At 32.7% G+C, this 19,463-nt stretch carries 15 protein-coding genes; 9 read left to right on the forward strand and 6 right to left on the reverse strand.

All coding sequences use genetic code 11. The features are described 5' to 3' along the window. Positions 1–137 precede the first annotated feature (137 nt). The gene (locus KM029_RS14100) at positions 138–2,216 is read left to right on the forward strand and encodes a S9 family peptidase (RefSeq protein WP_144073875.1); all 2,079 of its coding nucleotides are present in this window, start codon (positions 138–140) and stop codon (positions 2,214–2,216) included. A 176-nt stretch (positions 2,217–2,392) separates the two neighbouring features. Further along, positions 2,393–2,872 carry a Dps family protein gene (locus KM029_RS14105; RefSeq protein ID WP_144073876.1) on the forward strand — a complete coding sequence of 160 codons (480 nt, stop codon included), beginning with the start codon at positions 2,393–2,395 and terminating at the stop codon, positions 2,870–2,872. A gap of 148 nt (positions 2,873–3,020) precedes the next feature. On the opposite strand, the gene obgE is transcribed toward KM029_RS14105, so the two are convergent. The 4 genes from obgE to KM029_RS14125 form a co-directional block, all read right to left on the reverse strand. Further along, positions 3,021–4,127 carry a GTPase ObgE gene (gene obgE, locus KM029_RS14110; protein ID WP_144073877.1) on the reverse strand — a complete coding sequence of 369 codons (1,107 nt, stop codon included), beginning with the start codon at positions 4,125–4,127 and terminating at the stop codon, positions 3,021–3,023. 309 nt (positions 4,128–4,436) lie between these two features. Next, on the reverse strand, positions 4,437–5,009 hold the full coding sequence (locus tag KM029_RS14115) for an adenylate kinase (RefSeq protein ID WP_144073878.1): 573 nt from the start codon (positions 5,007–5,009) through the stop codon (positions 4,437–4,439). A 138-nt stretch (positions 5,010–5,147) separates the two neighbouring features. Continuing rightward, positions 5,148–5,678 (reverse strand): RNA polymerase sigma factor, encoded by a 531-nt coding sequence (locus KM029_RS14120; RefSeq protein ID WP_144073879.1) that lies wholly within the window; start codon positions 5,676–5,678, stop codon positions 5,148–5,150. 149 nt (positions 5,679–5,827) lie between these two features. Then, positions 5,828–7,606 (reverse strand): ABC transporter ATP-binding protein, encoded by a 1,779-nt coding sequence (locus tag KM029_RS14125; protein WP_184679512.1) that lies wholly within the window; start codon positions 7,604–7,606, stop codon positions 5,828–5,830. Between the two features lie 335 nt (positions 7,607–7,941). On the opposite strand from KM029_RS14125, the gene KM029_RS14130 reads away from it, so the two are divergent. From KM029_RS14130 to KM029_RS14160, 7 genes are all read left to right on the forward strand, one after another. Beyond that, positions 7,942–8,460 (forward strand): MarR family winged helix-turn-helix transcriptional regulator, encoded by a 519-nt coding sequence (locus tag KM029_RS14130; RefSeq protein ID WP_144073880.1) that lies wholly within the window; start codon positions 7,942–7,944, stop codon positions 8,458–8,460. An 85-nt stretch (positions 8,461–8,545) separates the two neighbouring features. Further along, positions 8,546–10,954, forward strand: coding sequence for a 3-hydroxyacyl-CoA dehydrogenase/enoyl-CoA hydratase family protein (locus KM029_RS14135; protein ID WP_144073881.1), 2,409 nt, complete (start codon positions 8,546–8,548; stop codon positions 10,952–10,954). A 90-nt stretch (positions 10,955–11,044) separates the two neighbouring features. Beyond that, positions 11,045–12,223 (forward strand): acetyl-CoA C-acyltransferase, encoded by a 1,179-nt coding sequence (locus KM029_RS14140; RefSeq protein WP_144073882.1) that lies wholly within the window; start codon positions 11,045–11,047, stop codon positions 12,221–12,223. A gap of 233 nt (positions 12,224–12,456) precedes the next feature. Next, a complete protein-coding gene (locus KM029_RS14145) occupies positions 12,457–13,416 on the forward strand; it encodes a hypothetical protein (RefSeq protein ID WP_144073883.1) in 960 nt (319 codons plus the stop codon). Positions 13,417–13,420: 4 nt separating this feature from the next. After that, positions 13,421–14,218, forward strand: a complete 798-nt coding sequence (locus tag KM029_RS14150) for a DUF6048 family protein (RefSeq protein ID WP_144073884.1) — start codon at positions 13,421–13,423, stop codon at positions 14,216–14,218. Between the two features lie 73 nt (positions 14,219–14,291). Then, complete coding sequence (locus KM029_RS14155) at positions 14,292–14,987, forward strand: outer membrane beta-barrel protein (protein WP_158631063.1); 696 nt, start codon at positions 14,292–14,294, stop codon at positions 14,985–14,987. A 15-nt stretch (positions 14,988–15,002) separates the two neighbouring features. Further along, positions 15,003–16,100: a PCMD domain-containing protein gene (locus tag KM029_RS14160; protein ID WP_144073886.1), complete on the forward strand. Its 1,098-nt coding sequence runs from the start codon at positions 15,003–15,005 to the stop codon at positions 16,098–16,100. A 55-nt stretch (positions 16,101–16,155) separates the two neighbouring features. Here KM029_RS14160 and KM029_RS14165 read toward each other — a convergent pair whose 3' ends face one another. Together KM029_RS14165 and KM029_RS14170 are read right to left on the reverse strand one after the other, a co-directional pair. Then, on the reverse strand, positions 16,156–18,612 hold the full coding sequence (locus KM029_RS14165; RefSeq protein ID WP_144073887.1) for a DUF6089 family protein: 2,457 nt from the start codon (positions 18,610–18,612) through the stop codon (positions 16,156–16,158). A 52-nt stretch (positions 18,613–18,664) separates the two neighbouring features. Then, on the reverse strand, positions 18,665–19,321 hold the full coding sequence (locus tag KM029_RS14170; RefSeq protein ID WP_144073888.1) for an oxidoreductase: 657 nt from the start codon (positions 19,319–19,321) through the stop codon (positions 18,665–18,667). Positions 19,322–19,463 lie beyond the last annotated feature (142 nt).

Consider the following 19,463-nt stretch of genomic DNA (forward strand, 5'->3'; position numbering starts at 1 on the left):
ATAAATCCATTAACACTTTGAACATTGGTGATTTTTGGGGTTGTATAATTACTCTAATTTTTAATGTAAATAATTATGTTTTAGCATTAACAATCGGAAATAGAAATGTATTTTTGTGCTCTATTGATGAAATTAATATGAATAAAAATATACAACCCCCAATTGCTCTTCAAGAGCCAAAGGTATTAGAAATGCATGGTGACACACGTAACGATCCTTATTATTGGATGCGTGATCGTGAAAATCAAAATGTGATTGATTACTTAAATGCAGAAAATAAATATTTAGATGATGTTATGTCGGAGCATAAATCATTTGAAGAAGATTTATTTGAAGAGATTAAAGGAAGAATTCAAGAGAAAGATGAAAGTGTTCCTTATAAATCTAGAGGGTATTATTATTATGTTAGGTATGAGGAAGGTGGAGAATATCCTATTTACTGCCGTAAAAAAGAATCGTTAGAAGCAGATGAGCAAGTAATTCTTGATGCTAATATTGAGGCAAAAGATAAAAAATACTATAAAGTAGGCGGTCTATCGATTGGTGAAGATACCAATATGATGGCATATGCTGAAGATATTGTAGGTAGAAGAATTTATACGGTTAGATTTAAAAATATTGAAACCGGAGAGGTTCTTACTGACATATTAAAAGATACATCTGGTGATGCTGTTTGGGCAGCTGATGGAAAAACAGTCTTTTATACTACGCAAGATGCAGAAACATTACGTCCAGATAAAGTATGGCGTCATACCTTGGGTACTGATCAGAAAGATGATGTATTGGTTTATGAAGAAACAGATGAAACGTATTGGATTGGAGTTAGGCGTTCAAAATCACGTAAATATTTGATGATTGATGCTGGCTCTACATTAACAACAGAAACCAGAATCTTATTAGCTGATAATCCAACAGGAGAATTTGTTCCTTTTATTCCAAGAGAAAAAGAACATGAATATAGTGTATCTCATTTTGATGGCTACTTCTATGTAGTAACCAATTGGCAAGCGAAAAACTTCCGTTTAATGCGTGTTGCAGAAAGTGCAGATACTACCAATAAAGCCAATTGGGAAGAGGTAATTGCACATAGACCAAATGTGTTATTAGAAGGGTTAGATATCTTTAAAAAATACTATGTATTAGAAGAACGTAGTAATGGTTTAGTCCATATTCGTATTATTAAATGGGAAGATGGTAGCGAACATTATTTGGATTTTGGTGAAGAAACATATAGTGCATGGACTGGCACAAACCCAGACTTTGACTCTGAGATATTAAGATATGGCTATAATTCTCTAACAACCCCTTATTCGGAATATGATTATAATATGACGGATAGATCAAAGGTTTTATTAAAACAACAAAAGGTTTTAGGGAAATTTAATTCGGAGGATTACGAAGCCAAAAGATTATATGCAACTGCTAAGGATGGAGTGAAAGTTCCTATATCAGTTGTCTATAAAAAAGGTTTCCAATTAGATGGAAATGCTCCAATGTATATGACGGGTTATGGATCTTATGGTATTTCTTATGATGTAGCTTTTAGTCCATCTCGAATTAGTTTAATGGAAAGAGGTTTTGCATTTGCAATAGCTCATATTAGAGGAGGAGAAGATTTAGGTAGAGCATGGTATGAAGATGGTAAGATGCTTAAAAAGCAAAATACTTTCGATGATTTTATTGCTTGTTCTGAATATCTAATCGAACAAAAATATACCTCTTCAGATAAGTTTGTGATTAATGGCGGAAGTGCCGGAGGATTATTAATGGGAGCAGTAATGAATGCTCGTCCAGATTTATATAAATACGTTATTGCGGATGTTCCTTTTGTAGATGTTGTAACTACAATGCTAGATGATACTATCCCTTTAACAACTGGAGAGTATGATGAATGGGGAAATCCGAATGAGAAGGAATATTATGATTATATGCTTTCTTATTCACCATATGATCAAGTTAAAAAAGAAGCATACCCACATTTACTAGTAACTTCTGGTCTTCATGATTCACAAGTACAATATTGGGAACCTACAAAATGGGTAGCTAAGCTTCGTCAAGAAAATACAAGTAATAACTTCATTCTCTTAAAAACAAACATGGAAGCAGGGCATAGTGGTGCTTCAGGAAGATTCCAAAGGTTTAAAGAGGTAGCATTTGAATATGCATCAATTTTTGCAATTGTTACTCCAGATAAAATGCATAAAATAGATCGTTAATAGATTTATTTTATAAAATAAATGAGGAAGTTATCTTAAGGTGACTTCCTTTTTTATTTACCTAAGTATAGATATAATTTATAAGATTATAGATTTTAAGTATTTTTATCTATGGATTAAAACTTCCATATTTGTAATGTAATCAAATGTAAAAACTTAATAAAAACATTACAATCATGAATACTTCAACTTTAAATATCATCGGAATTGATAAAGAAATTGCAACTAGCTTAGCTGCTGATTTAAATACATTGTTAGCAAATTTCCAGTTATATTATCAAAACATAAGAGGTCTACATTGGAATATTAAAGGAAGAAACTTTTTTGAGCTTCATACAAAATTTGAAGAACTATATACTGCTGCCAATGAAACTGTTGATGAAATAGCTGAACGTGTTTTAACATTAGAAGCTCAGCCATTACATACATTATCAGATTATTTAGAAACAGCAGAAATTAAACAGGGTAAGAATATCACTACTGATAAAACGTCTGTAGAATTAGTGGTAGATAATTTATCAACTTTATTAAGAATTGAAAGAGTTGTAATAGAAAAAGCTGCTGAAGCAGGAGATGAAGGAACTGTAGCTTTACTTTCAGAATTAATTAGTACACAAGAGAAAACAATTTGGATGTTTTCATCTTGGTTGAGATAAAATATTGTTTACGATAAGTCATCATTTCATAAATAAAAATATGTATAGCACATGAGAAGTTTCTTCAATTTGGAAAAACCTCTTTACATAAAAATAGCCTCAATAATTAATTTTATTGAGGCTGTTTATTATTTAGAAAAGAAGAAAATTACTTTTCCTCTTCCTCATTATCTAAGTCTATACGATCCTGATAAGGATTATAGTCAGAAGGTATATTAGAAGTGTAATCTTCTTCAACAAAGTCAGGTTCTACTTCTTCTACTCCTTCGTTAATAGCCTCCCAAAGCATATCTTTTAAAACAGGAATACCTTTTTGGATAATAGAAGAGATAAATACGAAAGGAACATCACTTGGTAATGTTTCTTGAATCATTTCTTCTAATTCATCATCTAGCATATCACTTTTAGTAATGGCTAGTACTCTGTTTTTATCTAATAATTCAGGGTTGTATTTTGTCAATTCATTAACAAGTACCTGATAATCATGAGCAATATCTTCACTATCAGCAGGAACCATGAATAGCAATACAGAGTTTCTTTCTATATGACGTAAGAAACGAATACCTAAACCTTTTCCTTCTGCAGCACCTTCAATAATACCCGGAATATCGGCCATTACAAAAGATCGGTTATCTCTGTAAGATATAACACCTAAGTTAGGTACCATTGTAGTAAACGGATAATCTGCAATTTCTGGTTTTGCGGCAGATAATGTTGATAGTAAAGTAGATTTACCAGCATTTGGAAATCCTACTAAACCCACATCTGCTAATACTTTAAGTTCTAAGATAACCCAATCTTCTTGGCAATCCTCTCCTGGTTGTGCGTATCTAGGAGTTTGGTTTGTAGAAGTTTTAAAGTTCTTATTACCTAAACCACCACGGCCACCTTTCATTAAAATTACTTCTTGACCATCTTCAGTAAGCTCACAAATTTTCTCACCGGTTTCTGCATTTTTTGCAATTGTACCCAAAGGAACTGGAAGAATAATATCTTCTCCTTCAGAGCCACTTTTTCCAGTACCAGAACCAGATACTCCATTATTACCGTGAATATGTTTACGGTATTTTAAATGGAGTAAAGTCCAAAGTTGTTTATCTGCTTTTAAGATAATATGACCACCACGGCCACCATCACCACCATCAGGACCACCTTTTGGTACGTGCTTCTCTCTACGGAAAGATACCGCGCCTGCGCCTCCTGCTCCAGAGCGTGTAAATATTTTTACGTAATCTATAAAATTTGAAGATGCCATATTTTTTCTGCTTAATTGCTTAAATAGACTTCAAAGTGATTGAGAATGCACAGGACAATTTGCATTATGCACGGTTCACATTGTAGCCGAATTACAAAGTTAGAGAAAGAACTCTATTCAATAGGTGTATATTAACAACTGATTGGAATAAGTAATCAATATCTACCCAAATCTGCTATATTATCGAATAAAACATTGATAATAAGTTGATTTATTGTTTTATAAAGTCAATCTGTAACATAAAAAAAAGGTATTGATCGAGACCAATACCTCTTTTGTAACGCAAAGTTACTAAAAGTTTCTTTCGAATTATAAAGAATCAACAGCTGTACATAAGTTACCGAAAATTTCTTCGATAGAACCTACACCACTAATTGATTTTAATTTACCTTGAGCATCATAGAAATTAGCAACAGGAGCAGTCTTATTTTCGTATTCTTTTACTCTTGCACGAATTAAATCTTCATTTCTATCATCTGTACGACCAGAAGTTTCGCCACGCTTTAAAATACGTTTTGTTAATTCTTCTTCATCTACATCTAAAGCAACCATTCCTGAAACAGAAATACCATTGCTTGCCATTAATTGATCAAGAGCTTCAGCCTGAGCAACTGTACGAGGAAAACCATCGAAAATAAAACCGTTACCAGATTTATTTGCTTTGATTTTAGAATCGATCATACCAATTACTACTTCATCTGGAACTAATTGACCTTGATCCATAAGTTCTTTTGCTTTAATTCCAAGTGGAGTACCCGCTTTAATTTCACCACGTAAAAGATCTCCAGTAGAAAGGTGAAGAAGTTCGTACTTCTCTTTAATCATGTCTGATTGTGTTCCTTTTCCTGCACCTGGAGGGCCAAATAATACGAGATTGATCATAGTAATTTGTTTATTTGTTATAATAAAAATACTGAAAGCAGAGGTCTATTAAATCTCTGACTGCCAAAATTAATAAATTGTTGACAACAAACTAATGATATCGATCGCTATTTATCTTTGATTTAAAAAGGGGAGAGGTTATACAGAAACGTCAAGATTTTTTCTGAGTATACTTAAAGCCTTACTCATTCTTTTTTCTATTGCTTTAACGCTTATACCTAAACGAGAACTAATCTCGTTATAAGTTAAACCTTCAATACGGTTCATAAGGAAAACGTCTCTACTTTTATCAGGTATTGTGTTTATAGTAGTTTCTAATTTTTCTTCAAACTCAGAAAGTTCCATTTTAAATTCTGGGTTTGTTTCAGACTCACCATCTACCTTATTATTTTTTTGTTGGAACTGTAAAACTACTTTTCCGTGCTTAATATGATTTAAAGCAAGATTGTTTGCAATAGTATATAGATAGGTTTTGGCAGTATCTACAATAACTTTACTTCTAGACTCCCAAAATTTCACATAAGTTTCTTGAGTGATATCTTCCGCTAGGTCCATGTCACCAAGTTTATAGTAAACAAAACTTCTAATACTCTCATAATATTTATCAAAGAGTTCTTTAAAAGCAGTTTCTGTAATCACTTGAGTTTTATTTTGATCGTTTAATGTCACGTTACCGTAGTTGTTAATACAATTATCTATATCTAAAATACGATTAGTATATGAGATATTCACTAATAAAATGGGTTTACTTACTGTTTGATGTTAACGGGTAATTCGTTAAGATGTAACAAATCTAAGAACTTATTCTTAAATATTTGCTAATTTGATGATTTAGATTGTTGGTCAAACAAAGATTTATAATGTCCCTCTATAGTAAGTAGTTCATTATGAGATCCTTGTTCTATTATTTTGCCTTCGTGCATAACAATAATTTTATCAGCTAATTTGGCCGAAGAGACCCTGTGAGATATAATTATTGATGTTCTGCCTTTCATTACGGTTTGTAAATTATTAAGAATGGCATTTTCTGTTTTTGTATCAATAGCAGAAAGACTATCATCTAAAACAAGAATTTTAGGAGTACCTAAAATAGCTCTAGCAATAGTAGTTCGTTGTTTCTGCCCCCCAGAAAGGGTAATGCCTCTTTCTCCAACAATGGTGTCTAAACCATATTCCATTTGTTGGATATTTTCCCACAAACCAGCATTTTTTGTTGCGGTGATAATTTCTTCATCAGTAGCATCATCTTTAGCAAATGCGATGTTATTCTTTAAAGTATTAGAAAATAAGAAAACATCTTGAGGAGCCATATTTATTTGTGACCTAACATCATGTAAGTTTAGTTTTTTAAGGTCATGTCCATCAATTAAAATTCTTCCTTCGGTTGGATCATAGAGCCTAGCAATAAGATTGGCAATTGTACTTTTTCCGGAACCTGTTGTTCCAAGAATAGCTAAAGTTTTTCCTGCGTTAATTTCAAAAGATAAATGATCTAGTGCTTTTATACCAGAATCTGGGTAAACTAAAGTTACGTTTTCAAATTTTACATCACCTTTAATTTCAAAAGGTTCTTCTGTAGGCGATATTATTTCTGGTTCAATATTTAGAAATTCATTAATACGCTTTTGAGAAGCAGCTGCTCTTTGAACAATACTTGTAACCCATCCTAAAGAAGTAACAGGCCATGTTAAAAGAGTTACATACATTATAAATTCAGCTATCACTCCTGGAGTAATAGCACCTTCACCTACTTCAATTCCACCAACATAAACAGTTAAAATGGTTGATAAACCAATTAAGAATAACATTAATGGGTAAAATAATGAGTTTACCTTTGCTAATTCTAGTTGTCTATCTTGATATTCATTTGCTGTATCAGTAAACTGAGACAAAGACTCTTTCTCTCTTACAAATGCCTTTATAACTCGAATTCCAGAGAAGGCTTCCTGTACAAATGTAGACATTGTTGAAAGTTGTTGTTGTATCAGTTCAGATTTCTTATTTATGATATTATTCACAAAATAGATACTAATTGATAAAAGGGGTAAGGGTAGCAATGCCCAAAAAGTTAGCTTAACATTAATACTTAGCATCAATGATATCGTAAGCACAAAAGAAATAACCATGTTGATACTGTACATAATTGCAGGACCAAGGTACATTCTTACTTTACTAACATCTTCAGAAATTCTTGCCATTAAATCACCTGTGTTGTTTTTACGATAAAAACTAAGTGATAATTTCTGATAGTGTTCAAAAATATCATTCTTTAAATCAAATTCTATCAAACGTGACATTACAATTATTGTCTGCCTGACAAAAAATAGGAAAATACCTCTTAAAAATGCCATCAATACAATAAGGCCACCATATAGTAAAACTACTTGGAAGAAATCATTAATATATTGATCATAAAAAGCACTCTCTTGTAAAATAGTTTGTGTTTTTAAGGTATCTACTACAAGGTCAAACGCATACCTTACAACTTGTGCAGGGGCAATGGCAAAAATATTGGATATAATCATGAAGATTACGCCCAATGAAAGCCTAAAACCATATTTGAGTATATATTTATTAAGATAAGCGAGTTCTTTCATTCTGCTTTTATCTATAAGATTCTTTGATTGATAATGCTAAAAGTTGTTCACACAACAAAACTACTCACAAATGTAATTAAATGTTTTGAAGCATCCTTTAAAAGACTGTATTGTGATAGTTCTTTTATGATTTATACAAGTTTTAAAAATAATTTTTATTAAAACTTTTTCAAAAATGTTATGCATGCATACTAAATATTTCTATATTTGATCATGAGATGAACAAATTGTTATTAATCTGTATTCTAAATTCTCTGAATTTTGACTCAGTATACAACTATTCATCCAAGCGATAAACACACACACAACACACATCACAAAATTATCATGAATGCATGGGAGAATTACGCAAATCTGAAAAAAAGAAACAGTCGGTAGATTTAAGTATTAAAGCAACTTGGTTAGGCATTTCTAAAATGTATAACTTATTAGGTGCAGATTTTGATATTTCCCATTCAATTGGTTTCGTATTGTTAAATATTGACCCAGTTGATGGTACTCCTGCTACAAAAATAGCTCCCTTAATGGGAATGGAAGCAAGAAGTTTAACGCGAATGCTTAAAAGCTTTGAAGAAAAAGGATTAATTGAACGTGTAGCTGATAAAACAGATAAACGTAAAGTGATAATTCGACTTACAGAGTTTGGACAAGCAAAGCGTGAAATGTCAAAACAAACCGTAAAAGTTTTTCAGCGTAGGGTAGAAGAAAAAGTATCTGCAGATGAGCTAGGTGTATTTTTTCATGTAATTGATAAAATCAATGAGGTGATAAAAGATCCGAAAGGTCAGATGTTTGATGAAATACGTGATCGCTTAAAAAGCTTTGGAATTACAGAAGAGAACGTTCCTAAGTAATTTCACGAGTGACTTTATTATAAGTCTAATGACTCGATTCAATTTAGAATACACATAACAATAACAACACAAAATCGGTAAACCGATGAAAAACAGAACTATCAAGAAAGTGGCGGTTTTGGGTTCCGGAGTAATGGGATCTAGAATTGCATGTCACTTTGCGAACATTGGTGTCGAAGTTTTACTTCTTGACATTGTACCTCGCGAATTATCAGAAAAAGAAGCGGCCCAAGGTTTAACGCTTGAAACTAAATCAGTTCGTAATAGAATTGTAAATGATGCTTTAAAATCAGCATTAAAATCAAAACCTGCACCCATTTTCAAAAAAGGAGTAGAGCGCTTGATTTCTACAGGTAATTTTACTGATGATATGCCTAAAATCTCTAAAGTAGATTGGGTTATAGAAGTGGTTGTAGAAAACATCGACATCAAAAAGATTGTATTTGAACAAGTAGAGAAATACCGTAAACCAGGTACTTTGATTACATCAAATACTTCCGGAATTCCAATGAAATTTATGTGTGAAGGTAGAAGTGATGACTTTGTTAAACACTTCTGTGGTACACACTTTTTCAACCCTCCACGTTACCTAAGATTATTAGAAGTTATTCCTGGCCCAAGTACAGACCAAGATGTTATTGACTTCTTAATGCATTATGGTGATGTTCACCTAGGAAAAGAAACTGTTTTATGTAAAGATACTCCAGCATTTATTGCCAATAGAATTGGTGTATATGCAATTATGTCGGGTATGCACACCATTCAAGAAATGGGTTTAACAGTTGGAGAAGTTGATAAATTAACTGGTCCTTTGATCGGTAGAGCAAAATCTGCAACTTTCCGTACGATGGATGTTGTTGGTTTAGATACTACAGTTAAGGTTTCTGCTGGATTACATGCAGGGCTTCCTCAAGACGAATCAAAAGAACGTTTTGTATTACCTAAAATTGTAAGTGAATTGAACGACCGTAAGTGGTGGGGAGATAAAACAAAACAAGGGTATTACAAAAAGACAAAAGATGAGAAAGGTAAGAAAGTTATTCTTGAACTAAATCTCGAAACTTTTGAATATGGCCCTAAAACAAGAGCTAAATTTAAGTCTGTTGAGGCTGTTAAAGACAATGATAATTTAAGAGAACGTTTACCAATTCTTTTAAATTTTGATGATAAGGCAGGAGAATTCTATAGAAAGACATTCTTTGATATTTTCCGTTATTGCTCTAATCGTATTCCAGAAATTGCAGACGAACTATTCAGAATTGATGAAGCAGTAGCTGCAGGTTTTGCATGGGAGTTAGGTCCTTTCGAAACTTGGGATATTCTAGGAGTAAAAGAAACAGTAGAAAAAATGGAAGCAGCAGGTGAAAAACCAGCGGCTTGGGTTTATGAAATGCTAGATGCAGGTCATACATCATTCTACAAAAATGAAGATCGTAAACGTCTTTATTATGATATTCCTTCTAAATCTTACAAAGTAGTTCCAGGAACTGAATCTCTAGTAATGTTAGAAACATTAAGAGGAGAGAAAGTTGTTTGGAGTAATCCAGGTGCTACTTTATTCGATATCGGAGATGGTGTATTAAACCTTGAATTCCATACAAAAATGAATGCCTTAGGAGGTGAAAACCTTGAAGGTGTTAACACTGCAATTGCTATTGCAGAGGAACAAGGGTGGAAAGGAATTGTTATTGGTAACGAATCTGCAAACTTCTCAGCAGGTGCCAATTTAGCAATGCTATTTATGTTTGCTTGTGATCAGGAATATGATGAAATCAACATGATGATTGCTCAGTTCCAAAAAACAATGATGCGCGTAAGGTACTCATCAATTCCTGTTGTAGCTGCAACTTCTGGCCTTGCATTAGGCGGTGGATGTGAATTATCTATGCATTGTGATGCTATTCAGGCTCATGCAGAAACTTATATGGGTCTTGTAGAAGTAGGTGTTGGTTTAATTCCTGCCGGTGGAGGAACGAAAGAAATGGCATTACGTGTGTCTGATTCTTTCCGTGCTGGAGATCCAGAATATAACCGTTTACAAGATGCATTTATGAGTATTGCAACCGCAAAAGTTGCAACATCAGCAGAAGAAATGCGTGACATGGGCTTTATGAATGCTCATTCTAAAGTAACACTAAACAGAAAACGTGTAATTGCAGATGCTAAAACACGTGTGTTAGAAATGGCAGCTTTAGGATATGCTCAAGCAAATCAAAGAAGAGATATTAAGGTTCAAGGCCGTGGTGGTATGGCATTGTTTGAGGCAGGTGTAGCAGGTATGCAATATGCACACTGGGCATCTGAACACGATGCGAAAATCGCTCGTAAATTAAATTATGTGATTAATGGCGGAGATTTATCAGCGCCAGCTTACGTATCAGAACAATATTTATTGGATCTAGAACGTGAAGCATTCTTAAGTTTATCTGGAGAAAAGAAGACATTGGAGCGTATCCAAAGTATCATCTTTAAAGGAAAGCCACTAAGAAACTAAATCTTTTTTAAAAGATTATTAAAAGAATTAATCACATAAAAACACAAACATGCTAGGGGTAATTAAAACTCCTACCAAACTTTAAGAAAAATGGAAGCTTACATTGTAGCAGGATATAGAACAGCTATCGGCAAGTCGAAGAAAGGGGGATTCCGCTTTACTCGTCCTGATGATTTAGCAGCAGATGTTATTCAACATCTAGTACAAAGTGTTCCAGCTTTAGATCCAACAAGAATTGACGACCTAATTGTAGGTTGTGCTATTCCAGAAGCTGAACAAGGTATGCAAATGGCAAGAATGATTTCATTGTTGGCTTTTGCTCCAGATAATTTAAAAGTACCAGGCGTAACAGTAAACCGTTATTGTGGTTCTGGTGTAGAAACAATTTCTATGGCTACTGCTAAAATTAGAGCAGGCATGGCAGATTGTATTATTGCAGGAGGAACAGAATCTATGTCTATGGTTCCGATGATGGGATACAAGACAGGTTTGAACTATAAAATCGCAACAGAAACACCTCAATATTATTTAAATATGGGGTTAACAGCAGAAGAAGTAGCCAAAGATTATGGAATTGACCGTGATGAGGCTGATGAATTTGCAGTAAACTCACATAATAAAGCTTTAGCAGCAATTAAGGAAGGTAAGTTTAAAGACGAAATCGTTCCCATTACTGTAAAGGAGACTTATATTGAAGGTGACCGTAAGAAAACAAGAGAATTTGTTGTTGATACAGACGAAGGACCTCGTAAGTCTGACGTGGCAGGGTTAGGCCGTTTAAAAGCAGCCTTTAAACAAGGTGGTCAAGTAACTGCTGGTAACTCTTCACAAACATCAGATGGTGCAGCTTTTGTTATGGTGATGTCTGAAAGAATGGTAAAAGAATTAAAACTTGAACCAATTGCTAGAATGGTATCGTATGCATCTGCAGGTGTAGATCCTAGAATAATGGGTATCGGTCCTGTAGAAGCTATTCCAAGAGCATTAGCACAAGCGGGTTTGAAACTTTCTGATATTGATCAAGTAGAATTAAACGAAGCATTTGCAGCACAATCATTAGCAGTATTAAAAAATATTGACCTTGATCCTAGTATTGTAAATGTAAACGGTGGAGCTATTGCATTAGGTCATCCGCTAGGTTGTACAGGAGCTAAATTATCCGTACAATTATTTAACGAAATGCGTAGAAGAGACCAGAAATACGGAATGGTAACAGCTTGTGTCGGAGGAGGCCAAGGAGTTGCCGGTATTTATGAGTTCTTAAAATAAATTATCAATTGATGCCATTAAGGTGATCAATAGTAAATGCTATCAGGTAAAGCTACTTCTTTCGGGGAGTAGCTTTTTTTTATGATTAAGTAGAAAATAACAGCGGTTTTTATTCATTAAACTTTTTTATTAAGTAGTTGATCAAATGTTATATTAAATGGAATAATTTAATAAAAATGAATCTAACAGAGAATAATCCTTTTAAATTGAGAATAGGTAATTAAATTTGTTCTATGAAATTGTCAATCAAACGAGGTTTATTATGTTTAATACCTCTAGCTATATTTTTTATTCTTCCTTCTTGTCGTGATTGTGATCCCTATTCAAATCCATCATCGTATGCAGTTGGAGCTTTTTATGATAAAAATAATCCTGATCAACCTTTAACTACAATTAATTTTGAATCTGTTTCAGGTATTGGTGGTGCAGATATTTCTCCAATGAGTAATGGTAAGTATTTATTACCCTTAAAAATAACTACACGTCAGACTGGTTTTTCTTTTATAGCACAAGGTTTGGCTGATACAACATACATAGACTATGAAAGTTCTGTAAAAGTAAATGGCCCAGATTGTGGTGCTTATGAACAATTAGTTGGTCTAGGAGTGTCAAGAGATCCTAGTAAAGAAGGAACAAGTTCTTATTCTGGTGTAAAAGGAGCTTTGTTTGATTCAGTAATTGTTGTAAATTCAGTAGTATCTGCAGATACAGCCAATGAAAATGTTCAATTTCTATTAGATGTTTGCGATGCATCGACAAAATCACCTAGTAGAAGTCTAATTGTGTCTTTCTTTAATAAAGATACAGGAGAACCAAAAGCAATGAGATTTGAATCTATTCATGTTTTAGGAAAAGCAAGTAACCCAATTTATACATCAGGAGATAACTTTAGTACTGTTCTATTACCTGTTGAGGGTGATAATTCGACTATTTTTGAATTTGAATATAAAGAAGACGGGGTTAATATATCGAAGCAGCAGATGAAAGTTGTATTCAATGCAAAAACAACTATTAGCGATGATGAAACAGGTTGTGTTTTCTTAAGTGGAATAGGTGATATAAAATTAGAATCTGGAGGAAATCAAGGTCTTGAGTTTACTTTTGCCAATGATTCAATTTTTAAAAAAATGCAGGTAGATCGTCAAGTTATTAATACGAATTTAGACTGGCCAAATGTCAAACTATATAATTAAAAATATGAAGTTTTTGATACAATGTAGTTTCTTAATCTTAAGCATACAGTTCTCTCTTTTTGCTCAAGAAGAAACAAATTTATCATCAGAATCTTCAGAGATTACACAAGATACTTCTGCTATTTTGGAAGAACCTTGGCCTTTAAATAAAAAAGGAGAACCTAAAGGATCAGGACTTTTTGTGTTATCCGCTGTTCGTCTTGGAGTAGATATGCGCCCATTAATGCAGTCTGCACTCGATAAAAACATGAGTGCTTATACTTTGTATAGTGATTTAATGATAAGAAATGCATTCTATGTAACAATGGAATACGGACAAATGGATAGAACACGTACTAATAGCAATTCGGAATTCTTTAATTACAATAGTAATGGAAGCTTTTACCGTTTTGGTATGGAGTATAATGTAATGAAAAAAGCATCAACATCTAGTGGACTTACATTTGGCTTTAAATATGCAAATTCTACTTTTGATCAATCTGCAGATTATTATAGTACAGGAAATGGTTATTGGGAAGAAGGAGCAACCTTAAAGCATTTAACAGAAAAAAATATTAATGTTGATTGGTATGAAATAACCGTTAGTTTAAAGCTAGCTTTATACAAAGGTTTAACAGTTGATTTTGGTTTTGCTTATACCGTTAAAAAGGATTTCCCAGCAACGGTAATTACAAAAAATGATATTCCAGGATGGTACTTTAATAAAGACGATAGATCAAGATTGAATTTTCAATATAGATTATTATATAGAATTCCATGTTGGCCAATGTATACTACACCAAGGGCTAAGAAAAAGAAATAATTTTACTCTTCTATAACACTCTCTTTTATTCAATTTACATATGTACAAACTATTATTACCCTTGATACTGTCAATGATAGTATCATTATCTTTTGCACAAGATAGTTTAAAGACAAAGACGGATGTAGATCCAAGAGATTTGGACTTTAACAGGAATCAAAATAAAGGACAGTGGTATACATCTCTAACACTTCAGTTATCCTCTAGTTCTGCAGAAAATGAAGATCAGTTTATTCGCCAATTACATTATCAAGATAATGGTCATTTTGAAGTAGGTGTTCAAGGAGGTTATTTTGTGAAGGATTTCTTTATGACAGGTCTTGAATTTTCTTATAGTAGTAGTAATAAAAATGAAAAGTACTCTTCTAATGGCGAAGATAATCACCTTAGATCTATTTCTCATGGTTATTATATAGCCCCTTTTATAAGAAATTACATCCCTTTATCTAAAAATAGACGATTTAGTATTTTTAATCAGACATCTCTTCAATTAGGTTTTGGATCATCATTAAAACAAAATGAAACTGCTTCAGAACTAACAAAAACGAAGACAGATAGAATAACCTTAGGTATTGGTATTCAGCCAGGTTTGGCAGCCTTTATTATGGATGGTTTTGCTTTTGAAGCTTCAGTTGGTTTATTAGGTTTAGAAATGGATCATCAACAAAGTACTACTAATTATACAGAAGAAAGTCAAAGAACAGACTTTGACTTAAATTTTAAAGTTAACCTATTACAAATCAAATTAGCTGTTGCTTACTACTTCTAAATTGTAGAAATAATTATGAAAATATTTAAATTAATAACTTTAGGAGTCTTAGCAGTTTTAATGACTTCTTGTATAGATTGGGATTATTTTGGATTGTCTCCGAAAGCTGAAATTTTGGCATTTGAAGTAGAGGGACAATCTGGAACTTCAACTATTGATTCTTTAGCAAGAATAATTTCTGTTCCTGTCAATGAATCAGTAGGATTAGATAGTTTAAAGACAACAAATATTCAAACTTCTTCTTTATCAACAGTTCTTCCAGAAGTTGGACAAGCAGCTAATTTTGCAGATACAATTATTTATGTTGTAACAGCAGAAGATGGATCAGAAGTAAATTGGAAAGTAAAGGCTTTTAGACAAACAGCAGAAGTTCAAATTGAGAATAGTAATTTTGACTCTTGGTATGACCAAACTTTAAGATGGTTAGGAGTAAATTATACTTACCCAACTCCTACTCCTGAGTCGGATGTTTTAACTTCAAGAATTTGGGATACAGCAAATAGAGGAGCTGTGGCATCTTTTGTAGACGGAGGTAACACAACACCTGTAGATAGAGATGGAGGTAAATATGCACGTTTAGAAAGTATTAGTGTACCTATTTATAATATTGCTGCAGGATCATTATTTACTGGATATTTTACTGATGATATGCCACCAAATGCTTCTAATCCAAGATCTAATACACATTTTGGAATTTCATTTGGTAGTAGACCTATTTCAATTTCTTTAGAATATAAGTATTCTCCAGGAACAGAATATATTGAGAATCAAAATCCATCAACAGGTGAGGATGAATGTGAAATTTATGTTCTTTTGCAAAAAAGAGTTGATGGACAAAGGTATAGAGTTGGTACTGCATGGCATAGAAGTAAAGACACAATTTCTAGTTGGACTACTCTAAATTTAGATATGCAATACGGAGAGTTACCAGCAGGTTATCCATCGTACATGGGTTTAAATCAAAATCCAGGAGAAGAGGAAGTAGATTGGGCCGATCCAAACGATGTTCCTACCCATATTCTTGTTGTATTCTCGTCTAGTGCTTTAGGTGACACGTTTACCGGTGCAGTAGGAAGCGTTTTAGAAATAGATAATTTGCAGCTGAATTATTAATATAAATTGTATATAAAAAAGAGCCTCTGATTTTTAATAAATCAGAGGCTCTTTTTTATTCTTTAGGTGCAAGCCTTATGTTATATTTCATAGAAGAAACGGATCTAAATTTTGAGAGATCTGGTATTGCATAATTTTTTTGGAGGAATCCATCTTCTTCAACAAAGAAGAAGTACTTTTTATCTTTGTTGATTTCCATACTGTAATTACCCTCATTATCAGATTTTACATAAATATTTTCGTCTTCATTAGGCGAGATAAAAACAAGTTCAATGTTTTTTAATAATTCCCCTGTTTCTTTATTGGTTACTTGCCCATAAAGTTTTACTTTTTTAGCAAGCGGTGCGATAAGAAGTGTCTTTGATATTTCATCAACACCAAATACACCAACAGTAGAAATTTTTGTTGGTTTCATTCTTTTGTACCCAAAAGCAGAAGGAAATATTTCATAATTTGATTCATTTGAGACATCAAATTCAAAAACACCATTTTTATCGGTACGCTTTGTAATTAAAGCATTGGTTTCTATGTTTTTTAAACTCACTAAAATTTTAGGCAAAGCAGTTCTAGTATCTTTAGAAATCACTTTTCCTTTTAATTTCATTTCCTCTACAACAAATAAGTTTTCATGCTCATCAGTTAGCATTCTTGAAACATTAATTTCATTTACGTTAAGTTGGTAAATATCATTTCCTCCTTTACCACCTACTCTATTTGAAGTAAAATAGCCAACTCTCTTTACTTTATTAAGTATTAAACCGAAATCATCATAAGGTGAATTAATAGGGCTACCTAAATTTGTTACCGCAAATATTTTATCATCTTTACTTATAGCTTCAAAAAGATCCAATCCACCCATTCCTTTATGGCCATTAGACGCAAAATATAAAGTGCCATCATCATGTAAAAATGGAGACACTTCATCGCCAGAAGTATTAATAACTCCTCCTAGATTAATAGGATAGGTCCATTGATCTTTATATCTATAACTGACATAGATATCAGTACCACCATATCCGCCTTTCATATCAGACACAAAATACATTGTTGTACCATCTTTACTTATAGTAGGTTCTGATATAGAATAATGTTCGTTATTAAAAGGTAGCTCAATCGCTTCAGCCCAAATATTTTCTCCTAAAATTTCAATTGAAAATAGTTTATGTTGTGCTACTTTCTGACTTGGTAGGTCTGAAGAATACAGTGTTGTAATTATATGTGTATCATTAATTTGATAGGCAGAATGATGGTGAAACCTTTTTAGTGTTTCATTTTCAATATTTACAGGTCTAGTTTGCTCATTCTTATAAAGGTCTGAAAGTGGTGCGTAGTAAAAATTATAATATGATTTTCTTGTGGCTTTATTAAAATGTTTTCTATCATTTCTATCTGTAGCATAAATTAACCCATCGTGATAGAAGTTTGGAGAACGTTCAGAACCTTCTGTATTTATCGCTAAATTTTGAATCGTATATCGACCTTTATATTTATCAAATTCAGAAATATCTCGAGTAGAATTGGCTAATTTATTTGAATGAATACCTATAGTATTGTATTGTTCACTGTTTTTATGAAGCCAAGATAATTTATTTGGAGCCTCATTTTTAGATAATATATACCTTACTTTAATTAAAAAATTGGTATATCCATCTCTCTTATTATTAGATCCTCTTTTATCTCCAGGTCCAAATTTATATGAAGGCACTTGTCTAGGTGCTCCAGTTAATACAGCAATGCTTTCTTGGGAACGGTCTGCCATTGATGCTGCCAATTGGTTATTTCCAAACGATGCATCGCCTGCATAATTTTTACTTACATCATCCAAATAATCTGTAAAAGTAAATCTCGTAATCCATTCAAGACCAATATCCATTCTGTTGGTTACTTTTACATTTACGCCAAGCCCAAAAGGAACTGCAATACCAACTTTATTATATTTTTTTCTAGTGTTTTCTTTTCCTTGCCCTTCAGTACCCAATGAAGATAAATCTACCCAAGTACTACCATATTGAGTAGTTGTTTTACCTTTAGGATTATGTAGAAATGTAGTTAAACCTGTTAAGATATAAGGTGTAATACGTTTCCTTTCTGAATAATGACCGTAATGGGGTATTAAATCAAATTGAGCGAGTGCAGAAAGTTGATAAATATCGTTTCTAAAAGATAGGTTCCTATCGTATTCAAAACTACCAATAGCAGCAGTTTGTGCATCATCACCTATAATTCTAGACCAAGAGAATTCACCTCTTAAAACAAAACGATGAGAAAATCTTTTTTCATAACCAAAGCCAAAACTTCCACTAGTTAAAGAAGAGTTAGTAGAAAATGGTGATGCCTTTGTGGTTAAATCCCCAAAATAATTACTTGTTCCTCCAAAAACAGATAAAGCCCAATGTTTATCCGTAGCAGGGTTTACATTAGGAGACTTGTGCTGAGCGAACCCGTTTGTAATACTTAAAAGTGAAATACAAAAAGATAAAAAAACACTATGTATTAGAAGTTTAGAAGTCATAGTAGTCAGTAAAGTATAGAATTAGAGAAGAGTTAGTGTTATAAATAATACGTTACTTACCCAACTCTTGTATTTGATCTGAAGTGAAAAATGAAACTTTTTTAGATGGAGTACTATCAGCTTGCTTAATCATTGCTTTTGCAACAGTTACTCCTTCAATGCCTTTATATTTTTTGGGAATAATAGGGCTAAGAAACTGATTGAAAACTTTACCTAAATCTTCTCCGAAGCGAGATTCCTCACGATTTCCAATTAATAACGAAGGTTGGAATATATTTAGTGCAGGTAAACCTAAGTTCATTAAAGCATATTCTGTTTCTCCTTTTACTTTATTATAATATATAAAAGAGTGTTTGTCAGCTCCCATAGAAGATACCACCAAGCTATTCTTAACATTATAACGTTTTGCTAATTTAAAGAAATCAACAATAAAAGTATGGTCAACTTTATAAAAAGCTTCTTTAGAACCTGCTTGTTTCATTGTAGTGCCTAAGCAACAAAAAGCAATATCAATATCAGTTGATAATTCTAATGTATTAAGATTTTCGAAATTTGTAATTACTTCAGAAAGTTTAGGGTGGCTGATACCTAAAGGTCTTCTAGTAATAGAAATAATCTTATCGTATTGCTCATTTTCTGTAAGCAACGTAACAATATTTTTACCTATCAAACCAGTACTACCAATAATTAACGCAATTCGATTATTCATATTTTTTATTATTTAGATATCAAAAATAGTAAAGACTTTGAAATAGATGTTATTATCTAGTGATTATGTAGTAACGAATATAATTTCAATGATTACATTTGTTGAAATTATAATTTTATTGGCTGATAAAAAAGCTCTAAGG

The sequence above is a fragment of the Flammeovirga kamogawensis genome (assembly GCF_018736065.1).
Taxonomy (GTDB): domain Bacteria; phylum Bacteroidota; class Bacteroidia; order Cytophagales; family Flammeovirgaceae; genus Flammeovirga; species Flammeovirga kamogawensis.

What these genes read in the sequence shown, in the direction of transcription:
- KM029_RS14160 (WP_144073886.1), top strand. Translation starts at nt 15,003, where the DNA reads ATGAAAATATTTAAATTAATAACTTTAGGAGTCTTAGCAGTTTTAATG.
- obgE (WP_144073877.1), bottom strand. Translation starts at nt 4,127, where the DNA reads ATGGCATCTTCAAATTTTATAGATTACGTAAAAATATTTACACGCTCT.
- KM029_RS14105 (WP_144073876.1), top strand. Translation starts at nt 2,393, where the DNA reads ATGAATACTTCAACTTTAAATATCATCGGAATTGATAAAGAAATTGCA.
- KM029_RS14125 (WP_184679512.1), bottom strand. Translation starts at nt 7,606, where the DNA reads ATGAAAGAACTCGCTTATCTTAATAAATATATACTCAAATATGGTTTT.
- KM029_RS14150 (WP_144073884.1), top strand. Translation starts at nt 13,421, where the DNA reads ATGAAGTTTTTGATACAATGTAGTTTCTTAATCTTAAGCATACAGTTC.
- KM029_RS14130 (WP_144073880.1), top strand. Translation starts at nt 7,942, where the DNA reads ATGGGAGAATTACGCAAATCTGAAAAAAAGAAACAGTCGGTAGATTTA.
- KM029_RS14145 (WP_144073883.1), top strand. Translation starts at nt 12,457, where the DNA reads ATGAAATTGTCAATCAAACGAGGTTTATTATGTTTAATACCTCTAGCT.
- KM029_RS14170 (WP_144073888.1), bottom strand. Translation starts at nt 19,321, where the DNA reads ATGAATAATCGAATTGCGTTAATTATTGGTAGTACTGGTTTGATAGGT.
- KM029_RS14140 (WP_144073882.1), top strand. Translation starts at nt 11,045, where the DNA reads ATGGAAGCTTACATTGTAGCAGGATATAGAACAGCTATCGGCAAGTCG.
- KM029_RS14115 (WP_144073878.1), bottom strand. Translation starts at nt 5,009, where the DNA reads ATGATCAATCTCGTATTATTTGGCCCTCCAGGTGCAGGAAAAGGAACA.
- KM029_RS14100 (WP_144073875.1), top strand. Translation starts at nt 138, where the DNA reads ATGAATAAAAATATACAACCCCCAATTGCTCTTCAAGAGCCAAAGGTA.
- KM029_RS14135 (WP_144073881.1), top strand. Translation starts at nt 8,546, where the DNA reads ATGAAAAACAGAACTATCAAGAAAGTGGCGGTTTTGGGTTCCGGAGTA.
- KM029_RS14155 (WP_158631063.1), top strand. Translation starts at nt 14,292, where the DNA reads ATGATAGTATCATTATCTTTTGCACAAGATAGTTTAAAGACAAAGACG.
- KM029_RS14165 (WP_144073887.1), bottom strand. Translation starts at nt 18,612, where the DNA reads ATGACTTCTAAACTTCTAATACATAGTGTTTTTTTATCTTTTTGTATT.